At 36.5% G+C, this 24,955-nt stretch carries 29 protein-coding genes; all 29 read right to left on the bottom strand.

Annotation, left to right across the window (positions count from 1 at the left end):
* Positions 1-86: 86 nt before the first annotated feature.
* The 29 genes from SJPD1_RS07660 to SJPD1_RS07520 all read right to left on the bottom strand — a co-directional run bounded on the left by SJPD1_RS07660 (position 87) and on the right by SJPD1_RS07520 (position 24,952).
* Positions 87-560: a TetR/AcrR family transcriptional regulator gene (locus SJPD1_RS07660; protein ID WP_096046653.1), complete on the bottom strand. Its 474-nt coding sequence runs from the start codon at positions 558-560 to the stop codon at positions 87-89.
* A complete protein-coding gene (locus tag SJPD1_RS07655) occupies positions 544-1,149 on the bottom strand; it encodes a precorrin-2 dehydrogenase/sirohydrochlorin ferrochelatase family protein (RefSeq protein ID WP_025344702.1) in 606 nt (201 codons plus the stop codon). The genes SJPD1_RS07660 and SJPD1_RS07655 overlap by 17 nt, the downstream gene beginning before the upstream one ends.
* Positions 1,150-1,165: 16 nt before the next feature.
* Positions 1,166-1,366 (bottom strand): cysteine-rich CWC family protein, encoded by a 201-nt coding sequence (locus SJPD1_RS07650; RefSeq protein WP_025344701.1) that lies wholly within the window; start codon positions 1,364-1,366, stop codon positions 1,166-1,168.
* Between the two features lie 24 nt (positions 1,367-1,390).
* A complete protein-coding gene (locus SJPD1_RS07645) occupies positions 1,391-2,653 on the bottom strand; it encodes a cobyrinic acid a,c-diamide synthase CobB (protein WP_025344700.1) in 1,263 nt (420 codons plus the stop codon).
* A complete protein-coding gene (locus SJPD1_RS07640) occupies positions 2,653-4,263 on the bottom strand; it encodes an ABC transporter ATP-binding protein (protein ID WP_238098880.1) in 1,611 nt (536 codons plus the stop codon). Before SJPD1_RS07640 ends, SJPD1_RS07645 begins: the two co-directional genes overlap by 1 nt.
* Positions 4,264-4,376: 113 nt before the next feature.
* Complete coding sequence (cobK, locus tag SJPD1_RS07635) at positions 4,377-5,135, bottom strand: precorrin-6A reductase (protein ID WP_025344698.1); 759 nt, start codon at positions 5,133-5,135, stop codon at positions 4,377-4,379.
* The gene (gene cobA, locus SJPD1_RS14930) at positions 5,077-6,594 is read right to left on the bottom strand and encodes a uroporphyrinogen-III C-methyltransferase (protein ID WP_025344697.1); all 1,518 of its coding nucleotides are present in this window, start codon (positions 6,592-6,594) and stop codon (positions 5,077-5,079) included. Before cobA ends, cobK begins: the two co-directional genes overlap by 59 nt.
* Positions 6,595-6,607: 13 nt before the next feature.
* Positions 6,608-7,336, bottom strand: a complete 729-nt coding sequence (cobJ, locus tag SJPD1_RS07625) for a precorrin-3B C(17)-methyltransferase (RefSeq protein ID WP_025344696.1) — start codon at positions 7,334-7,336, stop codon at positions 6,608-6,610.
* Positions 7,326-8,318, bottom strand: coding sequence for a cobalt-precorrin 5A hydrolase (cbiG, locus tag SJPD1_RS07620; protein ID WP_025344695.1), 993 nt, complete (start codon positions 8,316-8,318; stop codon positions 7,326-7,328). Before cbiG ends, cobJ begins: the two co-directional genes overlap by 11 nt.
* A complete protein-coding gene (cobM, locus tag SJPD1_RS07615; protein WP_025344694.1) occupies positions 8,315-9,079 on the bottom strand; it encodes a precorrin-4 C(11)-methyltransferase in 765 nt (254 codons plus the stop codon). Before cobM ends, cbiG begins: the two co-directional genes overlap by 4 nt.
* On the bottom strand, positions 9,072-9,776 hold the full coding sequence (gene cobI, locus SJPD1_RS07610) for a precorrin-2 C(20)-methyltransferase (protein WP_025344693.1): 705 nt from the start codon (positions 9,774-9,776) through the stop codon (positions 9,072-9,074). The genes cobM and cobI overlap by 8 nt, the downstream gene beginning before the upstream one ends.
* Positions 9,769-10,347, bottom strand: a complete 579-nt coding sequence (gene cbiT / locus SJPD1_RS07605; protein WP_025344692.1) for a precorrin-6Y C5,15-methyltransferase (decarboxylating) subunit CbiT — start codon at positions 10,345-10,347, stop codon at positions 9,769-9,771. The genes cobI and cbiT overlap by 8 nt, the downstream gene beginning before the upstream one ends.
* Positions 10,328-10,993 carry a precorrin-6y C5,15-methyltransferase (decarboxylating) subunit CbiE gene (gene cbiE, locus SJPD1_RS07600; protein WP_202819544.1) on the bottom strand — a complete coding sequence of 222 codons (666 nt, stop codon included), beginning with the start codon at positions 10,991-10,993 and terminating at the stop codon, positions 10,328-10,330. Before cbiE ends, cbiT begins: the two co-directional genes overlap by 20 nt.
* Positions 10,968-12,086 carry a cobalt-precorrin-5B (C(1))-methyltransferase CbiD gene (gene cbiD, locus SJPD1_RS07595; RefSeq protein WP_025344690.1) on the bottom strand — a complete coding sequence of 373 codons (1,119 nt, stop codon included), beginning with the start codon at positions 12,084-12,086 and terminating at the stop codon, positions 10,968-10,970. Before cbiD ends, cbiE begins: the two co-directional genes overlap by 26 nt.
* Before the next feature lie 3 nt (positions 12,087-12,089).
* Positions 12,090-12,734, bottom strand: a complete 645-nt coding sequence (locus SJPD1_RS07590; RefSeq protein WP_025344689.1) for a precorrin-8X methylmutase — start codon at positions 12,732-12,734, stop codon at positions 12,090-12,092.
* A gap of 2 nt (positions 12,735-12,736) precedes the next feature.
* Entirely contained in the window at positions 12,737-13,645 is a 909-nt protein-coding gene (locus SJPD1_RS07585) for an ABC transporter substrate-binding protein (protein WP_025344688.1), read from the bottom strand.
* Between the two features lie 9 nt (positions 13,646-13,654).
* Entirely contained in the window at positions 13,655-14,422 is a 768-nt protein-coding gene (locus tag SJPD1_RS07580) for an ABC transporter ATP-binding protein (protein WP_025344687.1), read from the bottom strand.
* Positions 14,419-15,444: a FecCD family ABC transporter permease gene (locus SJPD1_RS07575; protein ID WP_202819543.1), complete on the bottom strand. Its 1,026-nt coding sequence runs from the start codon at positions 15,442-15,444 to the stop codon at positions 14,419-14,421. The genes SJPD1_RS07580 and SJPD1_RS07575 overlap by 4 nt, the downstream gene beginning before the upstream one ends.
* The gene (locus SJPD1_RS07570) at positions 15,434-16,336 is read right to left on the bottom strand and encodes a sirohydrochlorin cobaltochelatase (protein WP_025344685.1); all 903 of its coding nucleotides are present in this window, start codon (positions 16,334-16,336) and stop codon (positions 15,434-15,436) included. The genes SJPD1_RS07575 and SJPD1_RS07570 overlap by 11 nt, the downstream gene beginning before the upstream one ends.
* 1 nt (position 16,337) lies before the next feature.
* Positions 16,338-16,979, bottom strand: a complete 642-nt coding sequence (locus SJPD1_RS07565) for a histidine phosphatase family protein (RefSeq protein WP_025344684.1) — start codon at positions 16,977-16,979, stop codon at positions 16,338-16,340.
* Complete coding sequence (gene cobS, locus SJPD1_RS07560; protein WP_025344683.1) at positions 16,976-17,698, bottom strand: adenosylcobinamide-GDP ribazoletransferase; 723 nt, start codon at positions 17,696-17,698, stop codon at positions 16,976-16,978. Before cobS ends, SJPD1_RS07565 begins: the two co-directional genes overlap by 4 nt.
* Complete coding sequence (locus SJPD1_RS07555; RefSeq protein ID WP_025344682.1) at positions 17,695-17,952, bottom strand: cysteine-rich small domain-containing protein; 258 nt, start codon at positions 17,950-17,952, stop codon at positions 17,695-17,697. Before SJPD1_RS07555 ends, cobS begins: the two co-directional genes overlap by 4 nt.
* A 1-nt stretch (position 17,953) precedes the next feature.
* Positions 17,954-18,988 (bottom strand): nicotinate-nucleotide--dimethylbenzimidazole phosphoribosyltransferase, encoded by a 1,035-nt coding sequence (cobT, locus tag SJPD1_RS07550; RefSeq protein ID WP_167748976.1) that lies wholly within the window; start codon positions 18,986-18,988, stop codon positions 17,954-17,956.
* A complete protein-coding gene (locus SJPD1_RS07545) occupies positions 18,985-20,469 on the bottom strand; it encodes a cobyric acid synthase (protein ID WP_025344680.1) in 1,485 nt (494 codons plus the stop codon). The genes cobT and SJPD1_RS07545 overlap by 4 nt, the downstream gene beginning before the upstream one ends.
* A gap of 8 nt (positions 20,470-20,477) precedes the next feature.
* On the bottom strand, positions 20,478-21,029 hold the full coding sequence (cobU, locus tag SJPD1_RS07540; protein WP_038533193.1) for a bifunctional adenosylcobinamide kinase/adenosylcobinamide-phosphate guanylyltransferase: 552 nt from the start codon (positions 21,027-21,029) through the stop codon (positions 20,478-20,480).
* Complete coding sequence (locus SJPD1_RS07535) at positions 21,026-22,204, bottom strand: norcobamide biosynthesis serine-O-phosphate decarboxylase (protein WP_025344678.1); 1,179 nt, start codon at positions 22,202-22,204, stop codon at positions 21,026-21,028. Before SJPD1_RS07535 ends, cobU begins: the two co-directional genes overlap by 4 nt.
* Positions 22,189-23,100, bottom strand: coding sequence for an adenosylcobinamide-phosphate synthase CbiB (gene cbiB / locus SJPD1_RS07530; protein WP_025344677.1), 912 nt, complete (start codon positions 23,098-23,100; stop codon positions 22,189-22,191). Before cbiB ends, SJPD1_RS07535 begins: the two co-directional genes overlap by 16 nt.
* A 300-nt stretch (positions 23,101-23,400) precedes the next feature.
* The gene (locus SJPD1_RS07525; protein ID WP_025344676.1) at positions 23,401-24,318 is read right to left on the bottom strand and encodes a 4Fe-4S binding protein; all 918 of its coding nucleotides are present in this window, start codon (positions 24,316-24,318) and stop codon (positions 23,401-23,403) included.
* A complete protein-coding gene (locus SJPD1_RS07520; protein WP_025344675.1) occupies positions 24,305-24,952 on the bottom strand; it encodes a 4Fe-4S dicluster domain-containing protein in 648 nt (215 codons plus the stop codon). Before SJPD1_RS07520 ends, SJPD1_RS07525 begins: the two co-directional genes overlap by 14 nt.
* Between the last annotated feature and the right edge of the window lie 3 nt (positions 24,953-24,955).

Below are 24,955 nucleotides of genomic sequence, written 5' to 3'. Positions count from 1 at the left end.
TTTGAGCAGTGCTAGTATGGTTTGTATAATTAATTCGCCATCTTCTTTTTGGTGGTTATATTTACCATGAATGCTAAAGCCATGAACTATATAGTTACGATGGTAAGTGCTATTGCTTTTGCATTACCATTAAATTCACCATTTGCAGAGGCATCCATTAAATTTTTTTCAAGTTGCTGTCTTAAATCTAAAAAAAACTTCTTTGGAACATCAAATACTTCTTCTCGCATAAAGTCGCCTTTTCCCATACAGATGCTAAAAAGACAAGCTCTAAATTCTTCACGAAAAATGAACTTACCTAAAAATAGTTCTACACCTTTTTTACCGGTATTCGTTTGCAATATTCCTATCATCATTGAAGCTCTTTTTGCATAATAGTGATGGAGTGCTTCTTTAAATAACGCCTCTTTATCTGAAAATAAAGAGTACATTGTACTTCGATTGATACCTGTATGTAGAATCAAGTCTACAATTGATACATTTTCAAACCCTTTTTCCCAAAAAAGTTCCATTGCATCATCAAGTATTTTTATTAAATCGTATTTAACGGGTCTTGCCATTTAAATCTTCTCCATTAGTAGGCATTATAAAGTGCTGTTTTACAAATACATTAACTTTATCATGAAAAATTTTTTGCCTATTTTCTCCTTTCGGATGCATTTTTCGTAACACTTTCATTTCCTCTAAAAATGGAATTACAGCATCAGGAATAATCCTCTCAAATAACGCACGTAACGCTTTTGCTAATCCAGGAGAATACCCTCCTGTTGAAAACGCTATTTGTAAATCTCCTTTTTGTACAATAGAAGGAAACATGAAATCACAATATTCTGGGAAATCAACACAGTTATAGAGCTTTGAGTACTTCTTAGCCTCTTGATAGATGCTTTTTTGAAGATCAAGATTATCGATAGTGGCTATGATAATATCATAGTCTTTTACATCATTTGGTTCATAACTTTTAGTAATTAATATTAGCTTGTTTTCATGTATGATTTTTTTCATTGAGTGAGAACACTCTTTTGTCATAATAGTAATTGAGCTAGTATAATTCAAAAGTTTTTCCAATTTTCGTTGTCCAATAGCACCAGCACCTATCAACAAAACTTTTTTTCCTTCCAGAGAAAATAAAAGAGGCATGTATGTCATTTTTAGTCCTAGTCTACTATTTTATTTTTTGATGTTGTAAATATTCTTTAATACACAAATAACAAATACAAGCTTTACCTTTTTTCTCTTGCGGTATTTTGTCTAATAAATCCTGTGGCACTTTAATAGTATGGCACCAGCATTGATTTGAAGTTCCAACCTGACAAGCATTACGTTCTCCACACAATGGACAAATTTTTTCATCTTTATTATTCATAATGCCACTTTACTTTAAAAAATATTAACTAAAATATTGTTTGATCAAATGGGGATTCGTTCTAAAAAAAGTATGTAAATAAGTTCCAAATACTTTATCTTTTTTCCATACGCCATTCTCTCCGTTATCTCTTTTAACTAGAGGAAAATATCCGTTTGCTAAATCATGGGGGCTACTATAATGAAAAGCATGACCTTTGGTGTTTATGCCATCAAAATCAGCATCATAATACCCCATGCGTTTAAAACGTTTTTGCAAACTAAACTCAACATCTAAAAGCCCAAGCATTGGTTTTTCATCAATCTTTTTTCCAAGAAAAATAAGTCCTGCACACTCACCATAAATTGGCTTGTTTTTTGCATGCTCTAGCACACTGTGTTTAAAGGTGTGAGAATTTTCGATGCGTTTATACGCTTCTTTGGTTTCGACATACCCTCCAGGGATATATAAAACATCTGCTTCACATTTTTCGTCATTCACAGCAGATACCATCACAACCTCATCAAAGACCTCTTTTAAAAAATTTACATTATCATGGTATAAAAAAGAGAAATTTGCATCATGAACGATGGCTAATTTTTGTGGTATTTTTGGTATTTTTTCAAATGGATAAATCTTTACATGTAAAGGCTCAAACGTAGCTAAACTCATCAGAAGCTCCAAATCGATATGTTCTAAAACTTCTTTTGAAACGAGTGCTAAAAGCTCCCTATCCAAATGTTCGAGATCAAGCCCTAGATGCGTTGATTCTAAAGTAATGAGGTCTTTTTTTATCCAACCAAGAACGGCGATGTGAGGCAATTCTTCTTCTATTACTTTTTCTAAAAGTGAAAAATGCATGGATGAACTAACTTTATTTAAAATCACTCCTTTGATGGTATGATCGTCTCTAAAGGTTAACAATCCTTTGATGACCGCGGCAATAGTGATATAGCTTCCACTGGCATCCACGACAATGACACTTGGAACGTGTAAAGATTTTGCCACATCGTACGCACTAGCACCCTTATCCATGCCATCGTAAAAACCCATGACACCTTCGATAACTGCGAAAGAGTTGTGATGATAATGCTCAAATGTCCATCGAAGTTGTTCTTCATTCATCAAATAACCATCAAGATTGACGCTATGGCCTCCTGTAATGGCATCATGAAACTGTGGATCGATATAATCTGGTCCACATTTAAACGCTGATACATCTTTCTTGAAATGGTGCAAGAGTGCCGTTGTTAGAAGTGTTTTACCATCATTAGATTTCGTTGCACCAATACAAATTGCTTTTTTCATTAACGCTCTTTTCCTTCCCGAAACTGTAAGTCATGCAGTGTTTGATATACCCCATTAAAAGAAAGTAATTCTTTATGTGTCCCCTCTTCTGCAATCCTTCCATTCTTCATGACCAAAATCTTTGATGCATTTTTCACTGAACTTAATCGATGAGCGATGGTAATAACCGTTCTATTTTGAGCCAAGGCATCAAGTGATTTTTGCACATAATGTTCTGTGATATTATCAAGGGCAGAGGTTGCTTCATCTAAAATCAAAATAGCCGGATCTTTTAAAAAGATACGGGCAATAGAAAGTTGCTGTTTTTGACCACCTGAAAGTTTTATCCCACGCTCCCCAACAACACTCTCATACCCCTCTGCTAATCCCATCACAAATTCATGAATATTTGCTTTTTTAGCGGCTGCTATGACCTCTTCTTCGCTTGCTTCTAAACGTCCGTATAAAATATTTTCTTTGATAGTTCCATTAAATAAAAAAACATCTTGTTGTACAATGCCGATTTGCCTTCTTAATGACTTAACAGACACCTCTTTGATATCCTTACCATCAATCTTTATGGAGCCAATTTGAGGCTCATAAAAACGCATAATCAACGCACACAAGGTGCTTTTACCACTACCCGTACCTCCCACTAATGCAATATGCTCTTGAGGAGTGATAGTAAAATTGATATCTTTTAAAATACCTTCCCCTTGTTCTTCATATGTAAAATTTACATTATTAAAGGCGATATGCCCTTTAACGGATTCCATCTCTTCTTTTGCATCATCTCGCACAGTGCTCTTTATTTGCATCAACTCTTGAAACCTATCCATGCCAACTAAACCTTTTTGATAAACCTCTGTCAATGAGATAAAATTTCGAATGGGGCGCATAAAACGATCGATATAAAGGACAAAGGCAAATAGTACACCTATAGACATGTGTTCGTACTGCACAAGGTAAATACCATAAGCGATAATGATAACTTGCAAGGCTCCCGAGAAAAAGTTACTGATACTTCGCAAGTCTGCCAATGCCTTAAACGCTTTGGCTGTCATCTCTTTATAGGCTTGATTGCTCTGCTTAAACTTATGCATCTCATGGGCTTCGTTGCTAAACGCTTGAACGACACGAATGCCTTCAAAGCTATCTGTTAACTGAGCGTTTAGATGTGCAATTTTACGCTTTGAGGACATATACGCATGTCGTAACTTGGTGTTTTTATAGTATGTAAAGAAAATCAAAACAGGCATCAATAACAGTACAACCATTCCCAGTTTTAAATTAAGGCTAAGCATCACACCAATGGCCCCAATTAACGTAATAGGAATAAGCAATAAATCTCTAGGAATCTCCGTAACAACTTTGGAAACTTCAGCGATATCACTCACCACTCGAGACATTAATGAACCCGTCTTGGTGTTATCAAAATACGAAAAGGAAAGCGTATTGATATGCTTAAACAAATCATTGCGCATATCGAATTCAACATTTATCCCAAGCAAGCTTCCCCAATAGTTCCGTACCCATACGGCAAGTGAGCGTAAAATAATAATCCCACCCAAAAGTAAAAACATCAATGTCATCTTCATTCCATTGGAAGCAATGAAATCCTCAGATATCATTAATTGTACAATATAAGGAAATAAAATATCCAAAAAAGCTAAAAGAAAAGTACTGGCCACCGTTGTATAAAACAATGATAAGTGATTTTGATAATAGCTCCAAATATAGCGCATCATAAACTCAATCTACACTTTAATTCGTCAACAATCTCTTGAAGAGAGTCCCATGTCTTTAGATAATTGATAAAAGGACGTTTTAGTACTAAAAGTTGAACTCCCTCTTCCTTGCACGCTAAAACTTTTTCCATCTCTCCTCCTTCATCACCACTCTCTTTTGTTATAAGATATTGTATCCCATAGTTTTTAATTATTGCAGTATTAAACTCTTTACTAAAAGGTCCTTGTATCGCGATAATATTTTTGGCTAAAAAACCCAAAGTTTCTGCTTTTTGTATTGATATAACGACGGGTAAAAGACGAATAAAAAGGTTTTCTTGATCCTTGATTTTTTGAAGGTCTTCCAAGTTTTTTATGCCTAACGTACTCAGCACTTTTTCACCTTTACATGTAAGATTAATATAGTCTACCAATGACGTAATATCCTCAAAATGTTTAGCACCCTCATATTCAAGATTTTTGCGCTCAAAGCGTAAATACTCAACACCACACTCTTTTGCTATTTCCATAGCACTATGCGAAATTCCTTCCGCATAAGGATGGCTCGTATCAAGAATTAAAGTTATACATTCATTTTCTATCAATACTTTTTTTTCTTCTTTACTGAGACGTTTATCAATAATTTTAACGTTATAATTTTCTAAAAGTTTTTTTCCATAACTCGTAGTAATGCTCACGATAAACTGGTCGTGATATTCAACTAGCTGCTCGAGCAGAATGCGTGAATCCTTTGTTCCTCCGATTAACCACACCATCTTTTTTCCCTTTGATACAATGCTCTGTTTCCATGCATGTTTTAAATGTTTCTTCTGTGATTTCACCATTGCCAAAAGCGTTTACATGTAAACCATAAGACTTGATTTTTAATGCTGTATTTTCATTTGAAGCAATAATTAATTTGGTGGCTAATATTTCACGCCCTACACTATCTATTAATGTTTTAACCGTACATGCATTAGGAAAAGCGATAATATCGACATCATTGATATAAGCAATTACTTCTTCATCACTTCGCAAAACTTTATCAACATAATAGGTCTCAAGTTCAGTAATAGATTGAGAATATACAGCAAGTTCTGCTGAAATTGAGGTAGATCTGACTAAAAGTACTTTCTCTTCTTTTTCAGTTAAGAGATTAAGCAACTCTTGTGTGCGATAGCTGTTCGAATAAATATTGGCTTGTAATTTATACGTGTTTAATGCTTCTTTAGTTTTTTCGCCGGCCACACCAATACGCAAATGAAGTAACTGGCGTATATCTTCTATTTTTTCAAAAAAAGCATGTAAACTTTGAGGGCTTGTAAAGAGCACAGTATCAAAATTAATAAGTCTTGGAATAGTAAACGATTTTTTATCTAATGTAAAAAAAGGACATTCTACACTCTCTCCACCTAAACTTCGGACCAACCGTGAAGTCACTTTTGCTTGGGTTTTTTCTGATGTTACCAGAACCTTATGCCCGTGCAATGCTTTATGCTCAAACCAAGCAAGTTTTTCGCGTAAATTTACTACATCACCTATAATAATGATAGAAGGTGACTGAATATGATTTTCTTCAACAATCTTTGAAATAGTTTCTAGGTTTCCGACAACCGTTCGTTGATGACATGTCGATCCATTTTCAATTACTGCAACAGGTGTGGATGATATTTTTCCAAAATTTACAAGATTTGAAGTGATCATCTCTATATTTTTAATACCCATTAAAAAAACTAAAGTGCCACTCAGCTTGGATACTGTTTCAAAGTCAATTTTTTCTCCATCATCTTTACTATGTCCTGTAAAAACATGAAATGATGTATTGATACCTCTATGGCTTATAGGAATGCCTGCATAAGCGGGTACTGAAATAGCAGAAGTAACACCTGGAATAATTTCAAATTCTATGCCTGCATCTACTAAGTCCAAGGCCTCTTCCCCACCTCGTCCAAAGACAAAAGGGTGTCCTCCTTTAAGGCGTAAAACATTCTTGCCCTCTTTGGCTTTTTCGATTAATGTTGCATTAATTTTTTCTTGGATAAGGCCGCCTTCGCAATTATCTTTACCATAATAAATAAGTTCGGCACTTTTGGGTGCTAACGCAAGAATTTCCTTATTAACAAGACGATCATAAATAATACACTCTGCTTCTTCAATCAACATCTTGAGTTTTAATGTCATCAATTCAAAATCTCCACAACCTGCACCTGCGATATATACTTTTCCTGTTTTCATCTTTTTTCCTGTTTTAGTAGTGATACCCACGAGGAGTGATCATTTTGTTTTCTTTGATAAACGTCTTTGAGTTTCCAACGATTACCGTCGTAAACATGTCAATTTCATGCTCTAACATATTTTCCAATGATGTAAGAACGTGATTTTCGCCCTCTCGTCCCGTGTTTCGCACAATGGCAACAACCGTATCTTTATTTTTATGCTTCAGCATAATTTCTCTTGCTTCAGCAATTTGAGTTAGACGACTTTTACTTTTAGGATTGTAAAAAGAGATCACAAAATCTCCTTGTGATGCCAAATCAACACGCTTTTTGATGAGCTCCCAATCCGTCAATAAATCACTCAAACTAATCGTCGCATGATCATGCATAATGGGTGCACCTACGACTGAAGCGGAGGCATTGGCAGAGGTAATCCCTGGGATAATTTCTACATTAAAGCCATTATCAAGAGCAATTTCTAGCATAATGCCCGCCATGCCGTAAACTCCGGCATCACCACTAGAGATAAGGGCGACACTTTTACCACTCTTGGCTATTTCCAAAGTCTCGAGGCAACGCTCCACTTCTCTTTTCATTCCTGATTTAATGAACACTTTCTCAGGAAAATACTCTTTTACTAAATTGACATAGGTTTTATGCCCAATGATGACATTTACCTCTTTTAAAACATGATATGCTCTAAAACTCAAATGTTCCAATGAGCCTGGCCCGATACCTACAACATAAATATTATTTTTCATTTCCAACTTCCTCTTCATAAATCGAAATGGTAATTCCGCAATTTTTATTTTTTTCTAACAAAAACACTCCTTTTTTACTAGAACTTACATAGGCACTAGGTGCTGAGATGGAGCGTACACCAATGGTTTTTTCTACAAAATCTGATCCACAAAATTTATCTTGTACTGCTCTTATTTCTTCTTTTTCTATTATTTTTAGCTCTCGCTCAAAATAGTTAACGGCTTCAAGCAGACCTTTTTCTTCTGCTTTTACCCATCCTGTCGCAAAATGTTTAATCGAATCTTCTCTAAGGTTTAATTTTTTAAACTCTTTTTTGACAGCTTCAATAATCGCCTCTTTTGGGATATCTTTTTTGCACCCAATACCCACTATGATATTTTGTGGAATAATTTGACTCATCTCTACATGTAACTTATTTGACACCACAATAACCCCTGATATATTTTTATTCTCAACGACTATATTCTCAGGTAAACATAGCGCTACTCTCTGCCCATTAAGTATCAAAGCAGTCACATTCTTTGCTTTTTTCAAAGAATCTATTTTTGCATTTAATTTCATAGCAATCGTATCAACGGCTATTTTATGACTGACATCAGAGGCTGTTGATATCACAGGAATTGCATCACATGCTTTGGCAATGATTTCTGCCATCTCGTTTGCTCCACCTAAATGGCCACTAAGCAAAGAGTTTACAAAGATACCTTGTTCGTCCATCACCAAAATAGCGGGGTCTATATCTTTACCTTTAAGAAGTGGCGCAATGGTACGAACCACAATCCCGCTAGCCATGATAAACAAAAGCGTTTTGTATTGAGAAAAAATTCGCTCTACTGTAAGTGTAAAACCCTCTATCATCTCTATGCACTTGCCATCACTGTATTTTGGCAAGGCATAAATGTCTGCGTTCTTTACATGTAAAGAATTTGCTTTCTCTAATCCTTGCTTACTTACGCTAATAATGGCAAGTTCTTTTTTCATGAGCGTGCCATACCTTCTCGGTATTCATGGGTAAAATACTTGTCATATAGCCTAGATTTAGAGTACTCATTTCCCATAAACCATCCCACAAGAATTTGCGCTGTTTTAGTGATATTGGCTTCTTTGACTTTTTCTTCAATAGTCTCAAGCGTTCCCTCAACAATTTTTTGATCCGGCCAACTAGCACGCTGAATAATTGCTACTGGAGTATTAGGCGGGTAATGAAGCACAAGTTTTTCCACTACTTTATCAATCATTTGAACGGATAAAAAGATAGCCATAGAAGCTTGATGAGAGGCTAATTTATCTAAGGATTCTGCTTCTGGAACGGGAGTGCGACCTTCTAATCGTGTGCAAATAACCGTTTGCGATACATCTGGAAGCGTGAACTCTTTTTTAAGGGCTGCTGCTGATGCTAAAAATGAGCTAACACCTGGTATGACATCAAAATCTATACCATGACTCTCCAAAATGTCCATTTGTTCACGATGAGCCCCATAGATAGAAGGATCTCCTGTATGAACTCTTGCAACACTTTTTCCTTCTTTAACACCTGCAATAGTAATATCCATCACTTCATCCAAATCCATACTGGCACTGTTATAAATTTCTGCTCCCTCCTTATGACATGCAATAACTTCTATAGGAACAAGCGAGCCCGCATATATGATGATATCTGCTTCCCTTACAAGGCGCTGACCTTTGATAGTAATAAGTTCAGGATCACCCGGCCCTGCTCCTATAAAATAAACTTTAGACATAACTCAGCCCTCCTTTTTTAAGGAGAATGGTTGAGAAGTAAGAGATATCCTCACGCGTTATATTTTCAAGATCATAAATTACTTTTTCATCCGCTTTTCCACAATTAGAAACAAGTACGACATTATCCATGTTGCCTGTTTTTTTAAAAGCATCTTTGAGTCGTTCAAGGTTACGTGTAACTTTCATAAAAACAACGTTATCAGAGCTATTAATCTCTTTTACAATATCTGTATCTTTTGAAATAGGTACTATTTTGAGTGTTTCATCACCCATAACAAGTGGAGTATTCAGACGTGCAGCAATGGAAGCAAATGATGTTATCCCTGGTATAGTTTGGACTTCTACATCTTTTTCTAAAAGTTCCATGACATAAACAAAAGTACTAAACGTCATAGGATCACCAATGGTGATAAACGCTACTGTTTTTCCAGCTTTAATACAATCATTGACTACCTTGGCATACAGTAATCTATCTTCTTCTCTAAGCTTATCATCATCAACCGTTGTAAAATCTGCATAGATTTTTTCAATATCATCTTTCATATACTGCTTTGCAATTTCAAAAGCCGTACTATACGTTTTCGTATTAGCCCTTGGTAAGATGACCGCATCTGCTTCTCTTAAAGCATTCACTGCTTTGATGGTTAACATTTCAGGATCGCCAACTCCTACACCAATTCCTATTAATTTAGACATTTTTTTCTCCTTTTTTCGCACTTAAAATAAATATAGGATTCTCAGCCATCATCATGTTATATTGACCAAGTAATCTATTTTTTGAGATATTTAATGAAACAACCTCAATGTCATGAAAGCCATACTCTTTCATCAAACTAAGTGTTTTAGTAAAAGTTTCAAGGACAATGGCATTAATAACCAACCTAGCGCCTACTTTGGCATGATCATCAAAATACTGAAATATATCACCAAGTTTCCCTTTAGAGCCACCAATAAACATGGCATCGAAGGCAATAGTTGGTAGTTCTTGTGGAGCATAACCTTTGTATAACTCGTAATTCGTTATGTCAAATTTTTTTAGATTTGCTTCTATCAAAGCATTGGCTTCTTCATTAACTTCTATACCAATGACTTTACCAGAGCTTAAATACCTACTAGCCTCTATACCGACACTACCTGTTCCTGCACCCACATCAATCAAGACACTATTGCTATCAAGTTCAAGTTTTGATATACAAACAACACGTGCTTCATCTTTTGTCATAGGCACATTGCCCCTAATAAATTCACTATCTTTTATATGAAACATTTTCAGTCCTTTCAATAACCACAACATTCATGCCAAAATTTCGTTCATTATTAGCCATTTGCGTTGCTATCATCGTTGTTATTTTTTCTTCCGCATAAGAAAGTTCTTCTCCTACATATACTAATACGTTTCCTAGTCCGTGAGTTACTAACTCTTTTGCGATCAATTGAGGTGTAAAAGCACTATCCGTTAGCACCCCTACAAGTCCAGAATCATTTAAAGCTTCAATAAAATCAAACGTTTTACCATGAAGACTTTTAATCACAGCGTCTTGCCAAGGTAACCCAATCTTGCAAAACATATACTGCATAGAAGAAAGTCCTGGTATTACCACTAACTCCTCATTGCTAAAATGCTTTTTTAAATACACTAAAAAACTATAAAATCCTGGGTCACCAGAGACCAATACCGCAATTTTTTTATTTCTGTTTGTTTTGATGTAATCCACAAGTCCTAATAAATCACTACTTATGTATTGACAGACTTTTCCTGATGCTTCCACTTCTATCTCTTGAAAATGTCTTTTTCCACCAATAAGTATGTCTGCGTCCTTTATACATGTCAGCACATAAGGTGCAATAAAATCTATACTTCCAGGACCCATTCCAAGTATATGAATCTTAAGCATTGGTATGATTTCCAACATAAAAATTATCCGTTCGCGCTAATTCTCCCTGTTCACTTGAATAAATCAATGCAGCCACCTCTAACTCATATCCACTACGTCTCACATGAGTTTCGCACTTTTCTCGTATTTCTTGTGCCATTATGTCAAACGTATCTTTTCTGTTTAACATTTCCACTGCTTCTTCTGTGGTATTGGCTTTGAGTATTTTTTGAATAACATCAAGTTTTTCTCCTGCTTTTATTGCATTTGCCGCCATAATTTCAAGCCTTGCATCCGATACGCGACTATGGGTATGAAATATACCTCCAGCTACTTTGACAATCTTTCCGATATTGCCAACAAACAGTATTTTTTTGATACCAAACTCACAGGCCTTCTCCAACATAAATCCTACAAAATTACTGATAATGATGATATTTTCATCCACTAATCCAAGATTGTTTGTGGCAAATTTGCGTCCATAATTACCAAAGGTAAAGACAAAGGTATCGGTATCTTGCTGTTGGTACATTGCTTTTAACTCAATAGACAAAGAGTCTTTATATGCTTCTTCAGACATAGGTTTAACGATACCAGTTGATCCCAATATGGAAATACCCCCGTGAATTCCTAATTTATAATTAAGCGTTCGCTTGGCAATCTCTTCACCTTTTGGAACAAAAATTTCTACTTCAATCCCTTGCTTTAAAATATCTATCACCTCAATCACGCTTTGTTTAATCATCACTTGAGGGACTGGATTGATAGCGGGTTCGCCTACACCAATAGGTAAGCCTTTTTTAGTTGCCACACCAACACCCTCGCCTCCTTTGATATGAATGCCTCTCTCCTCAGAAAAAGAGACGCGTGCTCCTATTTCTAGTCCACTCGTCACATCTGCATCATCACCACCATCTTTAATAACAGTAACAATTGCCAACTCTTTTTCTTTCTTTGCCGTATAAATAGGTATGTGTAATATTTCATTTGTTGGTAAAGTGATTGCAACGGTTTTTTTTAAAGGCGCATTCATTAATAACATACATGCCGCTTTTGTAGCAGCTGCAGCGGATGAGCCAGTCGTAAAACCGTATCGAAGCTTCTTTCCCTCATGAATCACATACTTTTGCATTTTTTAGATGCCTTCTCTTTGAAAAATTTGGTAGATAAGACCGTGTAAAATAGCAACGGCAACCGTACTTCCACCTTTTCTACCTCTTACTCGAATATAAGGAACATCATATTTTAGAACTTCTTCTTTAGATTCAGCCGCTCCCACAAATCCAACAGGTACAGCGACGATAAGGGAAGGTTTTGCACAATCACCTGATTTAATCATCTCCAATAGAGTATAAAGTGCTGTTGGGGCATTGCCGATTAAAAATATTTTAGTTTCTGGATCTTTTGCCGCATGTTCCATGCCTACAATTGATCTTGTAACACCACGTTCTTTAGCTTCTTTACTGACATCTTCATCACTCACAAGGCAGTACGGTTTGCAAGAAAATTTCCCTAAGGCAACTTTACTGAGGCCATTAACAATCATATTGGTATCACAATAGATTTTACATCCACTTTTGAGGGCATCAAACGTACTCTGGACTGCATCATCAGAAAAATCTAAAAGATCGGTATACTCAAAATCAGCCGTGGTATGAATGACACGTTTAACAACAGGTTGCAACGTAGCATCAAAGGCATCAATAGCACTTCCCATCTCTTGGGTAATAATCTCAAAACTCTTTTGTTCAATACTCATTGGCCGTCTTTCATACGACATGGTTAAATCCTTTCTTTAAAATAATTGGGATAGATAATCTGACCGAGTGCCCACATTCCGTCAAGCAATTTTTTTGTGGGCCTTGAAACGATCTCTTCAGGAATTAAATAGACGTGTTTATTTTTGATGGCATTAATTGCTTTAAAACCAGGTGTATTATAAATATCTTCTTCACTAACACGGTTCATCGCTCCATTCTGTGCGATATAAACATCAATATCCTGCGCATGAGAAAGAATTTTTTCAATCTCATAGGGCGCAACAGTGGAACCATTTCTGATTGATTTAGCATCTTTCGCAATATTTTTTACACCTAAAATCTCAATGATTGTATAAGGCATACTTCCAGGACTGGTTGTCAAAAAATCTTTATGACGCGTTTCAAAGAAAAGTCCTTTTTTATTTTCACTAGGAATGGAAGCTACCTTAGCTTTAATCTTTGCAACTTCATTCTCAAAAGATTCTACATATCGAGTGGAAGCTTCTTCTTTTCCTACTAATTTTCCAATCTTATTCCAATACGTTGGTAACTCTTGGTAGGTTGAAGGTTGGAGTGAAACAACTTCAATTCCTCGTGATTTTAAAAGGTCTATCATACCTTTGAATTTATTGGCAATCATTGGTCGAATCAAGATAAGATCAGGCTTTGCACTAATGAACTTTTCTGCATTATCATAATAGGAGTACGTAGGTATATCTTTGAATTTATCAGGATTATCTAAATCAATAGAAACACCTATTAATAATGCTCCTGCTCCTAAATCATCGATAAGATCTGTATGTGCAGGATATAAAGAGATAACACGTTTAAAAGGTTTGTCAAAAATAATTTTGTTTCCATTCTGATCTTCAATTTCTAGCGCATAAAGATGGCTTGATATCAGCAAAGCCACTAACCATAATATTTTCATTTTCGCTCCTTAAACTGGAATAATATAGCTCTTGTCGTTATCATGAACGGCAATACTTTCGATACCAAAAAGTCTTTTGATATTGATCGGTGTTAATACTTTTTTTGTAGTACCCATTTCTAAAAGTCCTCCATCTTTAAGCATGATGATCTCGTCACAATAACGTGAGGCAAGATTCATATCGTGAAAGACCGCAAGAACTGTTTTTTGTTCATTCTTCGTTCGTTTTTGCACCTCTTTTAAAACAAAATGTGCAAAATAAGGATCCATGTTTGATGTTGATTCATCCAGAAATAAAATAGGCGTATCTTGAATTAATGCTTTAGCGAAAGCCACGCGTTGCTTTTCTCCACCACTGAGGTTTGTAACCTCTTTATCTACCAAAAAGTTCAATTCAAAAACATCCTTAATCTGATCAATTAAGGCATACTCTTTTGCTGAAAGCCCATGCATTCTTTTTTTAAAGGGATAACGTCCCATTTCTAAGATTTCCTGAACCTTATAGGGAAAGGAAATATCAAAATTTTGAGGAACAAGTGCTATTTGTTGGGCGAACTCTTTACGAGAATAGGTATGACAAGGCACATTAAATATTTCAATCTCACCATGTGATTTTGGTACTAAACCAGCCAAACAATCCAATAGTGTTGTTTTACCACTGCCATTAGGCCCCAAAATTCCATAGAATTTTCCCACCTCAAGGCTCAAGTTGATGTTTTCTAAGATAGAAGTAGACCCACTTTTATAGCCAAGATTCTTTACATGTAAAGCACTCATCTCTTTTTCCCTCGCATCTTATTTCTAAAAACTATGGCAAAGAATGGTGCACCTAAAAGCGCTGTGAGTATCCCAATAGGGACTTCATGTGGAAGTAACGCACGAGAAACATTATCAGCCATTGAGAGAAGAATTCCGCCCCACAAAGAACAAACAATGATGAGTTTTTTGTTGTCCGTTCCCACTAAAAATCGCATCATATGAGGGATTATCAATCCCACAAAACCGATAATCCCACAAATAGATACGGTCACTGAGGACATCAATGAGGCAACAACGAGTAAAATAAGACGTACACGGTGTGTATCTACGCCCATTGAGCTAGCATTTTTCTCTCCCAATGACAAAATATTGATTTCCTCGGCATAAAAGTAAATCACCATAGAGCCAAAGGAAACAACAGCCAAAAGAATCATCACTTCCATCCATGTTTTACCTTGAAAACTACCTAATAACCAAAAGAAAATAGACGCTATTTCATCCCCTGCTAGGTATTTTGAAAAACTAAGCCCTGCGGAGAAAAAAGCTCCAATGATAACACCGGATAGAATCAACGATACAGGAATGATGCGCCCTTCAAACGTTGCCAAACGCAACACAATTCCAAGGCTGATTATCGCAAAGAAAAAAGCACTTCCTTGAATCATCACGCCACTCAATCCTAATAACAACGCTAATGCGGCACCAAATGATGCACCTGAGGAGATACCTAAAGTATAAGGGTCTGCCAAAGGGTTAAGGAGAACCCCTTGAAAGACAAGCCCACTTAAACTTAATGCAACGCCGGTTAAAATCGCTGTTAAAATACGTGGCAATCGTATATCATGCACGACAAACCACTCCGTAGAACCTATTACATTTTCTTTACTGCCTATCATGATTTTACAGACATCAAAGAAGGGGATATCGATATATCCCATTCCGGCAAATGCAATCACGCCACTAAGCGTTAATAAAATTCCACCAAGCGTCCAAACTAAAAATTTGGTGTCGGATGATAGAAAATGTGTTTTACTTGCCAAGTGCATAACCTGCTTTCTTTCGTTTCATATCTATTTCTTTATTCGTAATTGCATGTTCAATATGCTCAATAAAAATCTGTTGAATCGCTTCGTTTTCACCTAAGCCATGAAGATAAACATTGACGTTAAAACCCTCTTTTAAAAGCATACTTTTCCAAGAATCTTCTTCGTCACCGGCAATATCATTGTTTGCATGATCGCCTGCTACAAATAGAAACGGCATCAAAGTTACTGTTCTAATACCATTTTTCTTAAGTCTTGTGAGAACATTGTCATAAGAGGGAAACCCTTCCACGGTTCCAAAATAGACATTTTGAGATGCGTCTTGGAAGAAATAATCAATCATGGCATACGCAGAGGTAGAAGGATGATGTGTACCATGTCCAATAAGCACAACAGCCTCATCTGCCTTTAATTCAGAATATTGCAACTGAAGCGCCTTCATTGTCAACTCATAATCTTTAATATGCGTCAAAAGTGGATGACCTAATTTAATGACATAGAAATCATCTTTTAGGGAGGCAACTTCGCGTTTAAGATAATCCGCTTCCTCACCATTAATGATATGCGTTGCTTGAACGATAACCGTACCGTATCCATCAGCTTTTAACTTTTTAAGAGCCTCTTCGGGCGTATCGATTCGAATACCATCACGCTCACTGAGTTTTCGAATGATTTGTCTTGATGTATACGCCAATCTAACATCATAGTCTTTATAGGTATCTGCTATTTTTTTCTGCAACGTATCAATTGTAGCGACTCTTGTATCATTATATGTCGTTCCAAAATTAACAAAAAGAATCGCTTTTTTGTCTTTGTTTTGAAACAGCGTAAACCCATTAAATATAAACACTATCATCATCATAGAGATCAGCATTATAGTTTTTTTCATTTCATGCTCCTTTTTTCATCTTTGTACTCACGGCTAATTGTTGAATTTTCTCTCCTCTTCCTAGGTATTCCAGGTACACAAAGCCATCTTCATGGACGAGCTTTGTCAAAGAAGCATGTTCAACGGCAAACTTCCAGTAAGCTTTTTTATTGCCTGCAAGGTAGCGAGAAAGAATTGCCCTTATCGCGCCACCATGTGTTGAGATAAGAATATGCTTACCAGCATGGTTTGCTATGATTTCTTCAAACGCTTCATATGTGCGTTCAAAAAGCATTTTGACACTTTCACCTTTGGGTATCACAAAATCATAATCGCCACTAAAAAACTGCTCAGCTTCTTTGGGAAACTCTTCCATTAATGACGCATAGGTTCGTCCTTCAAAGACACCAAAGTCCAATTCACGTAAACGCTGATCATAGGTGACCTTAATCTTTTTTGAGCGACTAAATATTCTTGCTGACTCGGCACAACGCTCCAAATCACTAGAAATAATCACATCTAATGGCCCAAAAAAGTTATTTGCCACATGCGCAATACATTCTTTGCCTAACTCATTCATAGCAGCATCTAAATGGCCAAAATAAACTTTTTGCCTATTTAATCCTGTCTCTCCATGGCGAAGAAGGTAAATTTCTGTTTTCATAAAAGTACTCCTATAAATAACACAACTAAAGATGTTAATTCTAATACTGCTCCCATCGTGTCACCTGTGATGCCATCAATGCGCTTTTGAATATAATAAAGGCTCATAAAACCAAAACTCAAAGCACCCACAACAAGCCAAAGCGCATCTAAACCTAGGAGGATAAAGCCTATGACTAAGACACTCAAAATGGCAAAAAATACGCCTTGGATACTCGTTTCATCCACAATACTTTTTCCCATGCCTTCTTCTCTTGCATACCTTCCTAAGCCTGCATGAAGAACAGTATTTAAACGTGCCACGACAGGTATAAAAACGATATATTCCCAGCCAAGTTCACTCAGAAATAAAATTTTGGCAACCACATAGACAATAAGCGCTAACGCCCCATTGACCCCGATACAAGAGTCTTTCATAATCTCTAAGATGCGCTCTTTATCTCTGTAACTAAACAAGCCATCAAAACTGTCCGATAAACCATCAAGATGAAGCCCTCCCGTGAGTAAAATCTCAACTACAACAATGATTAAGGCAACAATTAATTTATTGTCAATCAAAGGATTGATGACCATAAACACCGCACATAAAATTAAACCGATAAGCAAACCAACGAAGGGAAAAAACTTTATAGCACGCCCAATCGCAATAGGGTCATAGGTTGTTTTACTAAATACAGGAAGGCGTGTCATAAATTGAATTAATAACAGTATCCCGTTCATTTCTGTACTGCCAGTTTTATGATGTAATGCATTTTCGCTTGGACGTATTCATAGCCCGTATCTTTATGATGAACAACATCACATTCCACACAACTTTTGATTCCATTTTTTGTATAGGTAAATTTTCCGCCACACTGCTCACCCAAAGCATACAAAGGGCAATAGCAAAAAAGACAATTAAAGGTAGTGTCCTCTTCTATCTTATGACAAGGAAAATACTCACACGCTTTATTTTGTACAAATTTATAGCTCATCTTATACCTCTGGGTAGACACGAATATCGCGTGTTAGATTACTAGCCGCTTCAACCAAAGGAAACACGAGTACCGCACCACTACCTTCACCAAGTTTCATGTTCATATGAAGCATCGGATTAAAGCAAAGTGCTTCCATTATCCACTTTGCACCAGGCTCTTCACTGATGTGAGAAGGAATCATGTAATCTCTTGCATGCGCGTTCATGCGGTATGCAAGCAAGGCAGAAACGCCTGAGATAAGGCCATCTAAAACAATAGGTACTTTATACCTAGCCGCACCCAAATAGACCCCCGTCATGGCGGCGATATCAAGACCACCCAATTTTTGGATGATGTCGATAGGGTCATTCACATCAGGCTTATTGATACGAACGGCATCCTCTACAACGGCTATTTTCAATCCTAATGTTCGCTCATCAATACCACTGCCATATCCCACAAGTTCAACTAACGGAAGATTCGTTAAGGCTTTTAAGCAGGCACTACTAGTTGTTGTATTGCCAATACCCATTTCACCCACAGCAAAAAGGTTGTAATCTTTTTCTACGAGTTCACGAACGATATCAATACCAACTTCAATAGCTTCAATGGCCTGTTCACGGCTCATTGCTGGGCCTTTTCGAATGTTATATGTCCCTGTAGGCATAATTTTATGCGTAATTGCCCCTTTGAAAACACGTGTCGAATCAATGCCAAGATCAATCACAAAAAGTTCACTGCCCAATGATTTGCACAGTGAACTAATAGACGCTTCCCCCGCAACCATCGCTTCAACGACATATTGTGTTATCACACGCTTAGAAGCACTCACGCCCTCTTCTTCAACACCATTATCTGCAGCCATCACGACGACTGCTTTTTTCTTAACGCGGTACTCTTTTTCTATTCCACTCAGTTGAATATTCATCTTTTCTAATTTACCAAGCCCATCAGGCGTCTTCAATAATGTCGCAATATATTCTTTTTGGTTTTTTTGGTTTTCTTCATTTACTCCGGTTATAGCAAGTAAAGTCTCTTCTAATAGATGCATCATTCAACTCCTATAATGTTGTAAATAGCTCTCATATCTAGATTTTCACGTAACAATAAAGCCAACTTGTCGTACTCACCTTGTTTATAAGCGTCATAGTCAAAGACTTCATCGACTTTTGTAATGCCTTTTTTCTCACGAATACGATTTAAAAATTCAGTGGTAAAGTCAGAATTATCAAACACCCCATGGATATAGGTTCCTATAACATTGTCCCGTATTGCCCCGAGTAATGCCTCAGTACCTTCAAATAAATTGGCTTCATTGCCATACGTGATGCCTTGATGGATTTCATATCCTTTGATACGGCATTTAGTCATTCCTTGAAGAAAACCTGTATTACAACTGAGTAAGCCTTCAAATTGCGTCGTTGTCTTTTCTTTTAACATCGTTGTTTCGATATCTAAAAGACCCAGTCCGGTTATTTCTTGAATGGAAGATTCAATTCCAAATTCATCTTGAATTTTTTGACCTAACATCTGAAATCCACCACAAATACCAAAGATAATCACCCCATTTTTTGCATGTTTAATCACCGCTTCGGCCATGCCTCTTTGTTGAAGATCCAGCATATCCTCGATAGTGTTTTTTGACCCTGGCAAGATAATAACATCTGGATTTTCAATCTCATGTACTTTTCGAACATAACGCACGGTTACATCACTGTGTCTCAAAAGGGCATCCATGTCGGTAAAATTTGAAATGCGCTTAGGTACAATAACGGCGATATCAATTGCCCCACGTGCTTTTTTTTCTAAATGCCTATCACCAAAACCATCTTCTTCTTCAATACCCAGTTGTATATAAGGGATAACGCCAAGAACAGGAATATTGATTTTTTCTTCAATCATACGAAGCCCTGGTTCAAGTAAGGTTACATCACCACGAAACTTATTGATAATAACCCCTTTGATACGAGCACTTTCATGTTTTTCCAAAAGTTTTATCGTTCCATATATTGAGGCAAAAACGCCTCCTTTATCAATGTCTGCAACCAAAACAGCTGGCGCATCAGCCATTTCTGCCATACCGGTATTGACCAAGTCATCTACTTTCAAATTAATCTCAGCAGGACTTCCAGCTCCTTCGATAATAGATACATCATAGTTTTCGCGTATCTTGTTATAAGCCTTCATAACCTCTATTTTCATAGCACCACGATTGGTGAAATACTCTCGAGCATCCATATTGCGTAAAGCTTTTCCATGCAAGATGACTTGTGCCTTGCGGTCTGTTGAAGGTTTCAGCAATATAGGATTCATCATCACATCAGGCTCCAGCCCTGCGGCTTCTGCTTGCACCACTTGGGCACGTCCCATCTCTTTTCCATCTTTGGTGATATAAGAATTTAAGGCCATATTTTGAGATTTAAAAGGGCAAACTCGCACACCATCTTGCTTAAGAATACGGCATAATCCTGCCACAATAACGCTCTTACCAACATCCGAACCTGTACCGTAAACCATTAAATTTTTATGTTTCATTAGTGTCTCTATTTTAATTTCATCGGTAATCCTGCGACTACCAAGTATGCTTCATCACTTGCACGTGCTACGTGCTGATTCATTCGTCCTGCAATATCTCTAAAGCGACGTCCTAAGGGATATTCAGGAATGAGTCCCATACCTACTTCATTGGACACGATAATCATTTCACCAGCAAACTCATGCCCAAACAGCACCAATGCATTCACTTCTTCTAATATCTCTTGTTCAATTTCATAAACTGCTTCATCACTGAGCGTTTCCCAATCCACATCGCGGTTCATAATCATCATATTGCTGACCAAATTTGTTAAACAATCTACCAAGACAACCTGTGCATCTTTTGCCTTTACATGTAAAGCTTTTGCGATACCTTCGTATTGTTCAATAGTAACCCAATCACTTCCACGCTGCTCTAAATGTTTTTTAACGCGGTATTTCATTTCGTCATCAAAAGCAATGGCGGTTGCTACGTAGCATTTATTTTTATAGCGTTTAGCCCTATCTTCTGCAAACAGACTTTTCCCGCTACGTCCACCACCGGTGATAAATGTAATCACTTACTATCCTTTAGTATGCTTTTGAGCGCCATAACGATGCAGTTATTCTCTTCACGCGTTCTTCCTGCAATACGAATACATTCGCCCTCAACACCAATTTTATCTGCCATGGTGCGAACATAAATTCCATACTCAACAAGGAGTGCACTAATCACAAAACTTGCTTTTATTCTAGACGGAAGTTTGAGCATCACAAAGTTAGCCATCGAAGGATAGACATACACATTTTCTATCCCTAAAAGCGCTTCTTTAAATCTGCACATCTCTTTGATATACTGCTTTCTAGCTTCTTCATAGCGCTTTAAAAAATCTTCCCTTACAAAAAGTCGAAGACAATACTCACCAATACCATTGATATTCCATAAAAATCCATGCTCTAAAAGTGCATCAATCTTACGTGAATCCATCAAGGCATACCCAAGGCGAACCCCTGCTATGCCAAAATCTTTAGAGAGACTTTTAACAATGATGACATTAGGATACATATCAAATAAAACAGTTGAGCTAAGACATGTCAATGCCTCGTCTTCATAGGCAAAATGAATAAAACTTTCATCAATAATAATGCGCGGCACAAAGGCTAAGCGTTTCAATAAAATGTGCATCTTTTCTAAAGAAAGATAGGCACCATTTGGATTATTTGGATTAATCAACACAACGGTATCGGGTTGTTCATTTTCAATAAATTGGCAGTATTTATCCGCATCAAAGCTATAATCATCACGTTCATTCAATGGAAAATAAACAACTTCACACCCTTTGCCCACAAACTCATAATACGATGAAAAAGTAGGAATCATTAAGGCAACTTTTTGAACCTCTTCTTGTTGTAGAAGCATCTGAATAATTTCAGTGGCACCATTCCCGATAAATATATTTTCAGGCTTTACATGTAAAGACTCCGCCATAACTTTTTGCAAAGAACGTTGCTGTGATGGGTAGTGTGTCAGTACCTTTTTATAGGCATTGGTTTGAATTAATTCACGGTCAATATAATCAAGTACTAGCTCAGAAGCATAAGGATTTGACAAATAGCATGCATCGATCTTGATTTCCAATGTTGGGAACATTTTTTTCAAGTCTTCCATACTTGGACTATGACTTCCCGCATTCTGTTTTAACGCATGAAACGCTTTCGTAAATTGAGTGTTACGTGCATTCATTGTATCAACCATAGAAATGTAATCATTGCTGCCATACTTCCCAATACAATATAGTCAATCTTTGAATGCAGCGTGAGTACATTACATACGTCTTGCTGTGTTAAGGGAAGGGAACCATCCCCAAGATAAGGCTTATTTTTGATTGCACCAAAATAGCGTGTAGGACCACCAAGTTTTAAATGAAATGCCAATCCAGCTGCTGCAATGGGCCAGCCTGAATTAGGACTTTCATGCCCTGAAGCATACTTTTTTAACGTATTAAAGCTGTACGATCCTTTAGCAGCTAAATAAATAAGTAATGCACTAATACGAGCAGGAATCCATCCTACAATATCATCCAACCTTGCTCCTGCAGTTCCAAAATGAGAGTAACGTTCATTTTTATAACCCACCATGGAGTCTAATGTGCTAATCGCTTTAAAAATAATAAGCCCCTTTAGTCCAAAAAGAAGAAGATAAAATAAAGGTGCTATAACCCCATCATTAATATTTTCAGTATACGTTTCTATACATGCCTTGTAGATTTCGTGGTCATCCATATCTTCAGTGTCACGACTGACTAAATACTTTATTTTTTCTTTTGGAACAGAAGAATTGATGACGTCCAAAACAGAATGATAGAGCATATGATGCGCCAAAAACATCGAAGCAATCACGATTGAAATAAATATTGAAATACCATGTGGAAGAGAAGATAAAAGAGTTTCTAACAGCCAAATAGCTACGTATGTAAGTCCTAATGTACTCACAGCAAGCACTAAGCCTCGTTGAAAAGTATTTTTATAAAATTTTTTTTCAAACCAACTTATATAACGCCCAATAAAAATGACTGGATGCGTTATAACTGTAAATTCACCAACAAATTTATCGACGATATACGCAAAAAAAGCTATTAATGCGGTATTCATTCTTTATCCTTTTTTCTTGAGTTTAATCAAAGAGATAACCTCTTTAGTTAAACAATTTAAGACATTGTATTAATGCAACGTGAGATAGAGCGCTTGTGATATTAAAAGTATCTTCAATAACACACATAATCATCTCTTCTCAAAAAGGAAAGAACCGATATAGTTTCAATATTATTCACTTTAACCTCTTCAGAAAAAAATATTGTTCTAACGGCACAAGTGAGAATAGCCGCCAAACTTATATACTTTTTCTTGTAACCATTGGTTACGCCCATTTTATAATCCCTTTTGTAAAGTTAATTAAGCTGTTTTATTCATTGTTTCAATGGATGTATTCAGTACATTCACATCTTTTACTTCTTTAAATTTTGTTTTTTTATGCTCGTATAAAGCAACAATGTCTATGGCATGTTGCGGACAATATTCTGCACATAGCATACATTTGATACAAATACTCATATCAGGAAGCCCTCTATGATGTCCAATATTAACAGGACATACTTGTTCACATAACTTACAGTTGACACATGCTTCTGTTGTTGAAGGAACGATTGTCTTGTTATACGTTGACATAAGCCCTTTCAATGAACCGACAGGGCAAACTTGTGACCAACCTCTTACAAATAAAAACATAGATACGATAGGAATTATTAACAATAAAGTGTCATAACGTAGTGCAATGTGAAAATGCGTAATTGTAGAATGATTGACTGTTTCAATAAGAGCCCGTGAAATGATTCCTAATGGACAAATTGTGCAAGGTAGTGGATACTGAAATACAAATATTCCTATTAATGTACCTATCATCATGACAAAGATATCATCCATACCAGGTTGCGGTACATACTTTTGCACTTTATTTTTTACTTTAGTGTATTTTTTATAGGTCTCATTAGATGTCATTTTACGTATAATTCCGCCCATATAAGACGTAGGACAACCCCAAGAACAAAACGATCTTCCCGCTAAAAAAAGAAGAACTGAAATTGTTAAAAAAGGTACGATAAGTTTTGTATTAATAGTGTGTGTTGCTAGAGAGAGCTCTATAAAACCAACTGGACAAATAAGCCTAAAATAACCAATACTTACATAACATGTTCCGGCAACAGTTATGATGCCAAATGCACCTAGTATAATGCTTAGCATAGAAAAGTTATGTACACTTTTTCTAATGATTTGTAATTTTTTTACATTAATAACTTTATTAATTTGATTCATTTTTTGCTACCTTTTTTACGTCTGCTATAGGAATCATATCAATGCACCGTGGAGGACAATAATGAGCACACAATCCACACCCAATGCATTTATCTTTAACAATATAAGGCTTTAACGGGGAATCTTTGAGTTTTATTTTTGTAGGTATATCACGTTCTTTAGTATAAGGTTTATCAGGAACTTCTGGATTTGGAAAGAGTACTACTCCCTCAATGGGGCAATGTAAAAAACAAACCATACAATTCACACACTCTTCTTCTTTTATAATGGCAAGACCAAGCTTTTCTTCTTTTAAATCTTTAACTACACTCAAAACATCTGTTGGACAAGCTTTAACACATAAAAGACACTCTTTTCCCCAAGCAATACAGCCACCATTTTTGATATCAATTATAGGTGTGCCGATATTTTTAACATCCCAACAAAGATCAATAAGTGTCACCGCTTTAGTGGGGCATGCTGAAACACAAGCACCACATTTAATACATGCTTTATAAAAAGTATCGTCTTTAATGGCGCCTGGAGGTCGTAAGTAGTGATGTTCTCCTGACATTAACGGAACAGCTCCAACAAGACCGAACATCGCTCCTGCTTCTGCGCTGTAAATTAAAAATTTTCTTCGATTAAAATTCATCTT

Source organism: Sulfurospirillum diekertiae (assembly GCF_002309535.1).
GTDB lineage: Bacteria > Campylobacterota > Campylobacteria > Campylobacterales > Sulfurospirillaceae > Sulfurospirillum > Sulfurospirillum diekertiae.
Note: the sequence above shows the minus strand (reverse complement) of the source record. Positions and strands in the feature narration are given on the sequence as shown.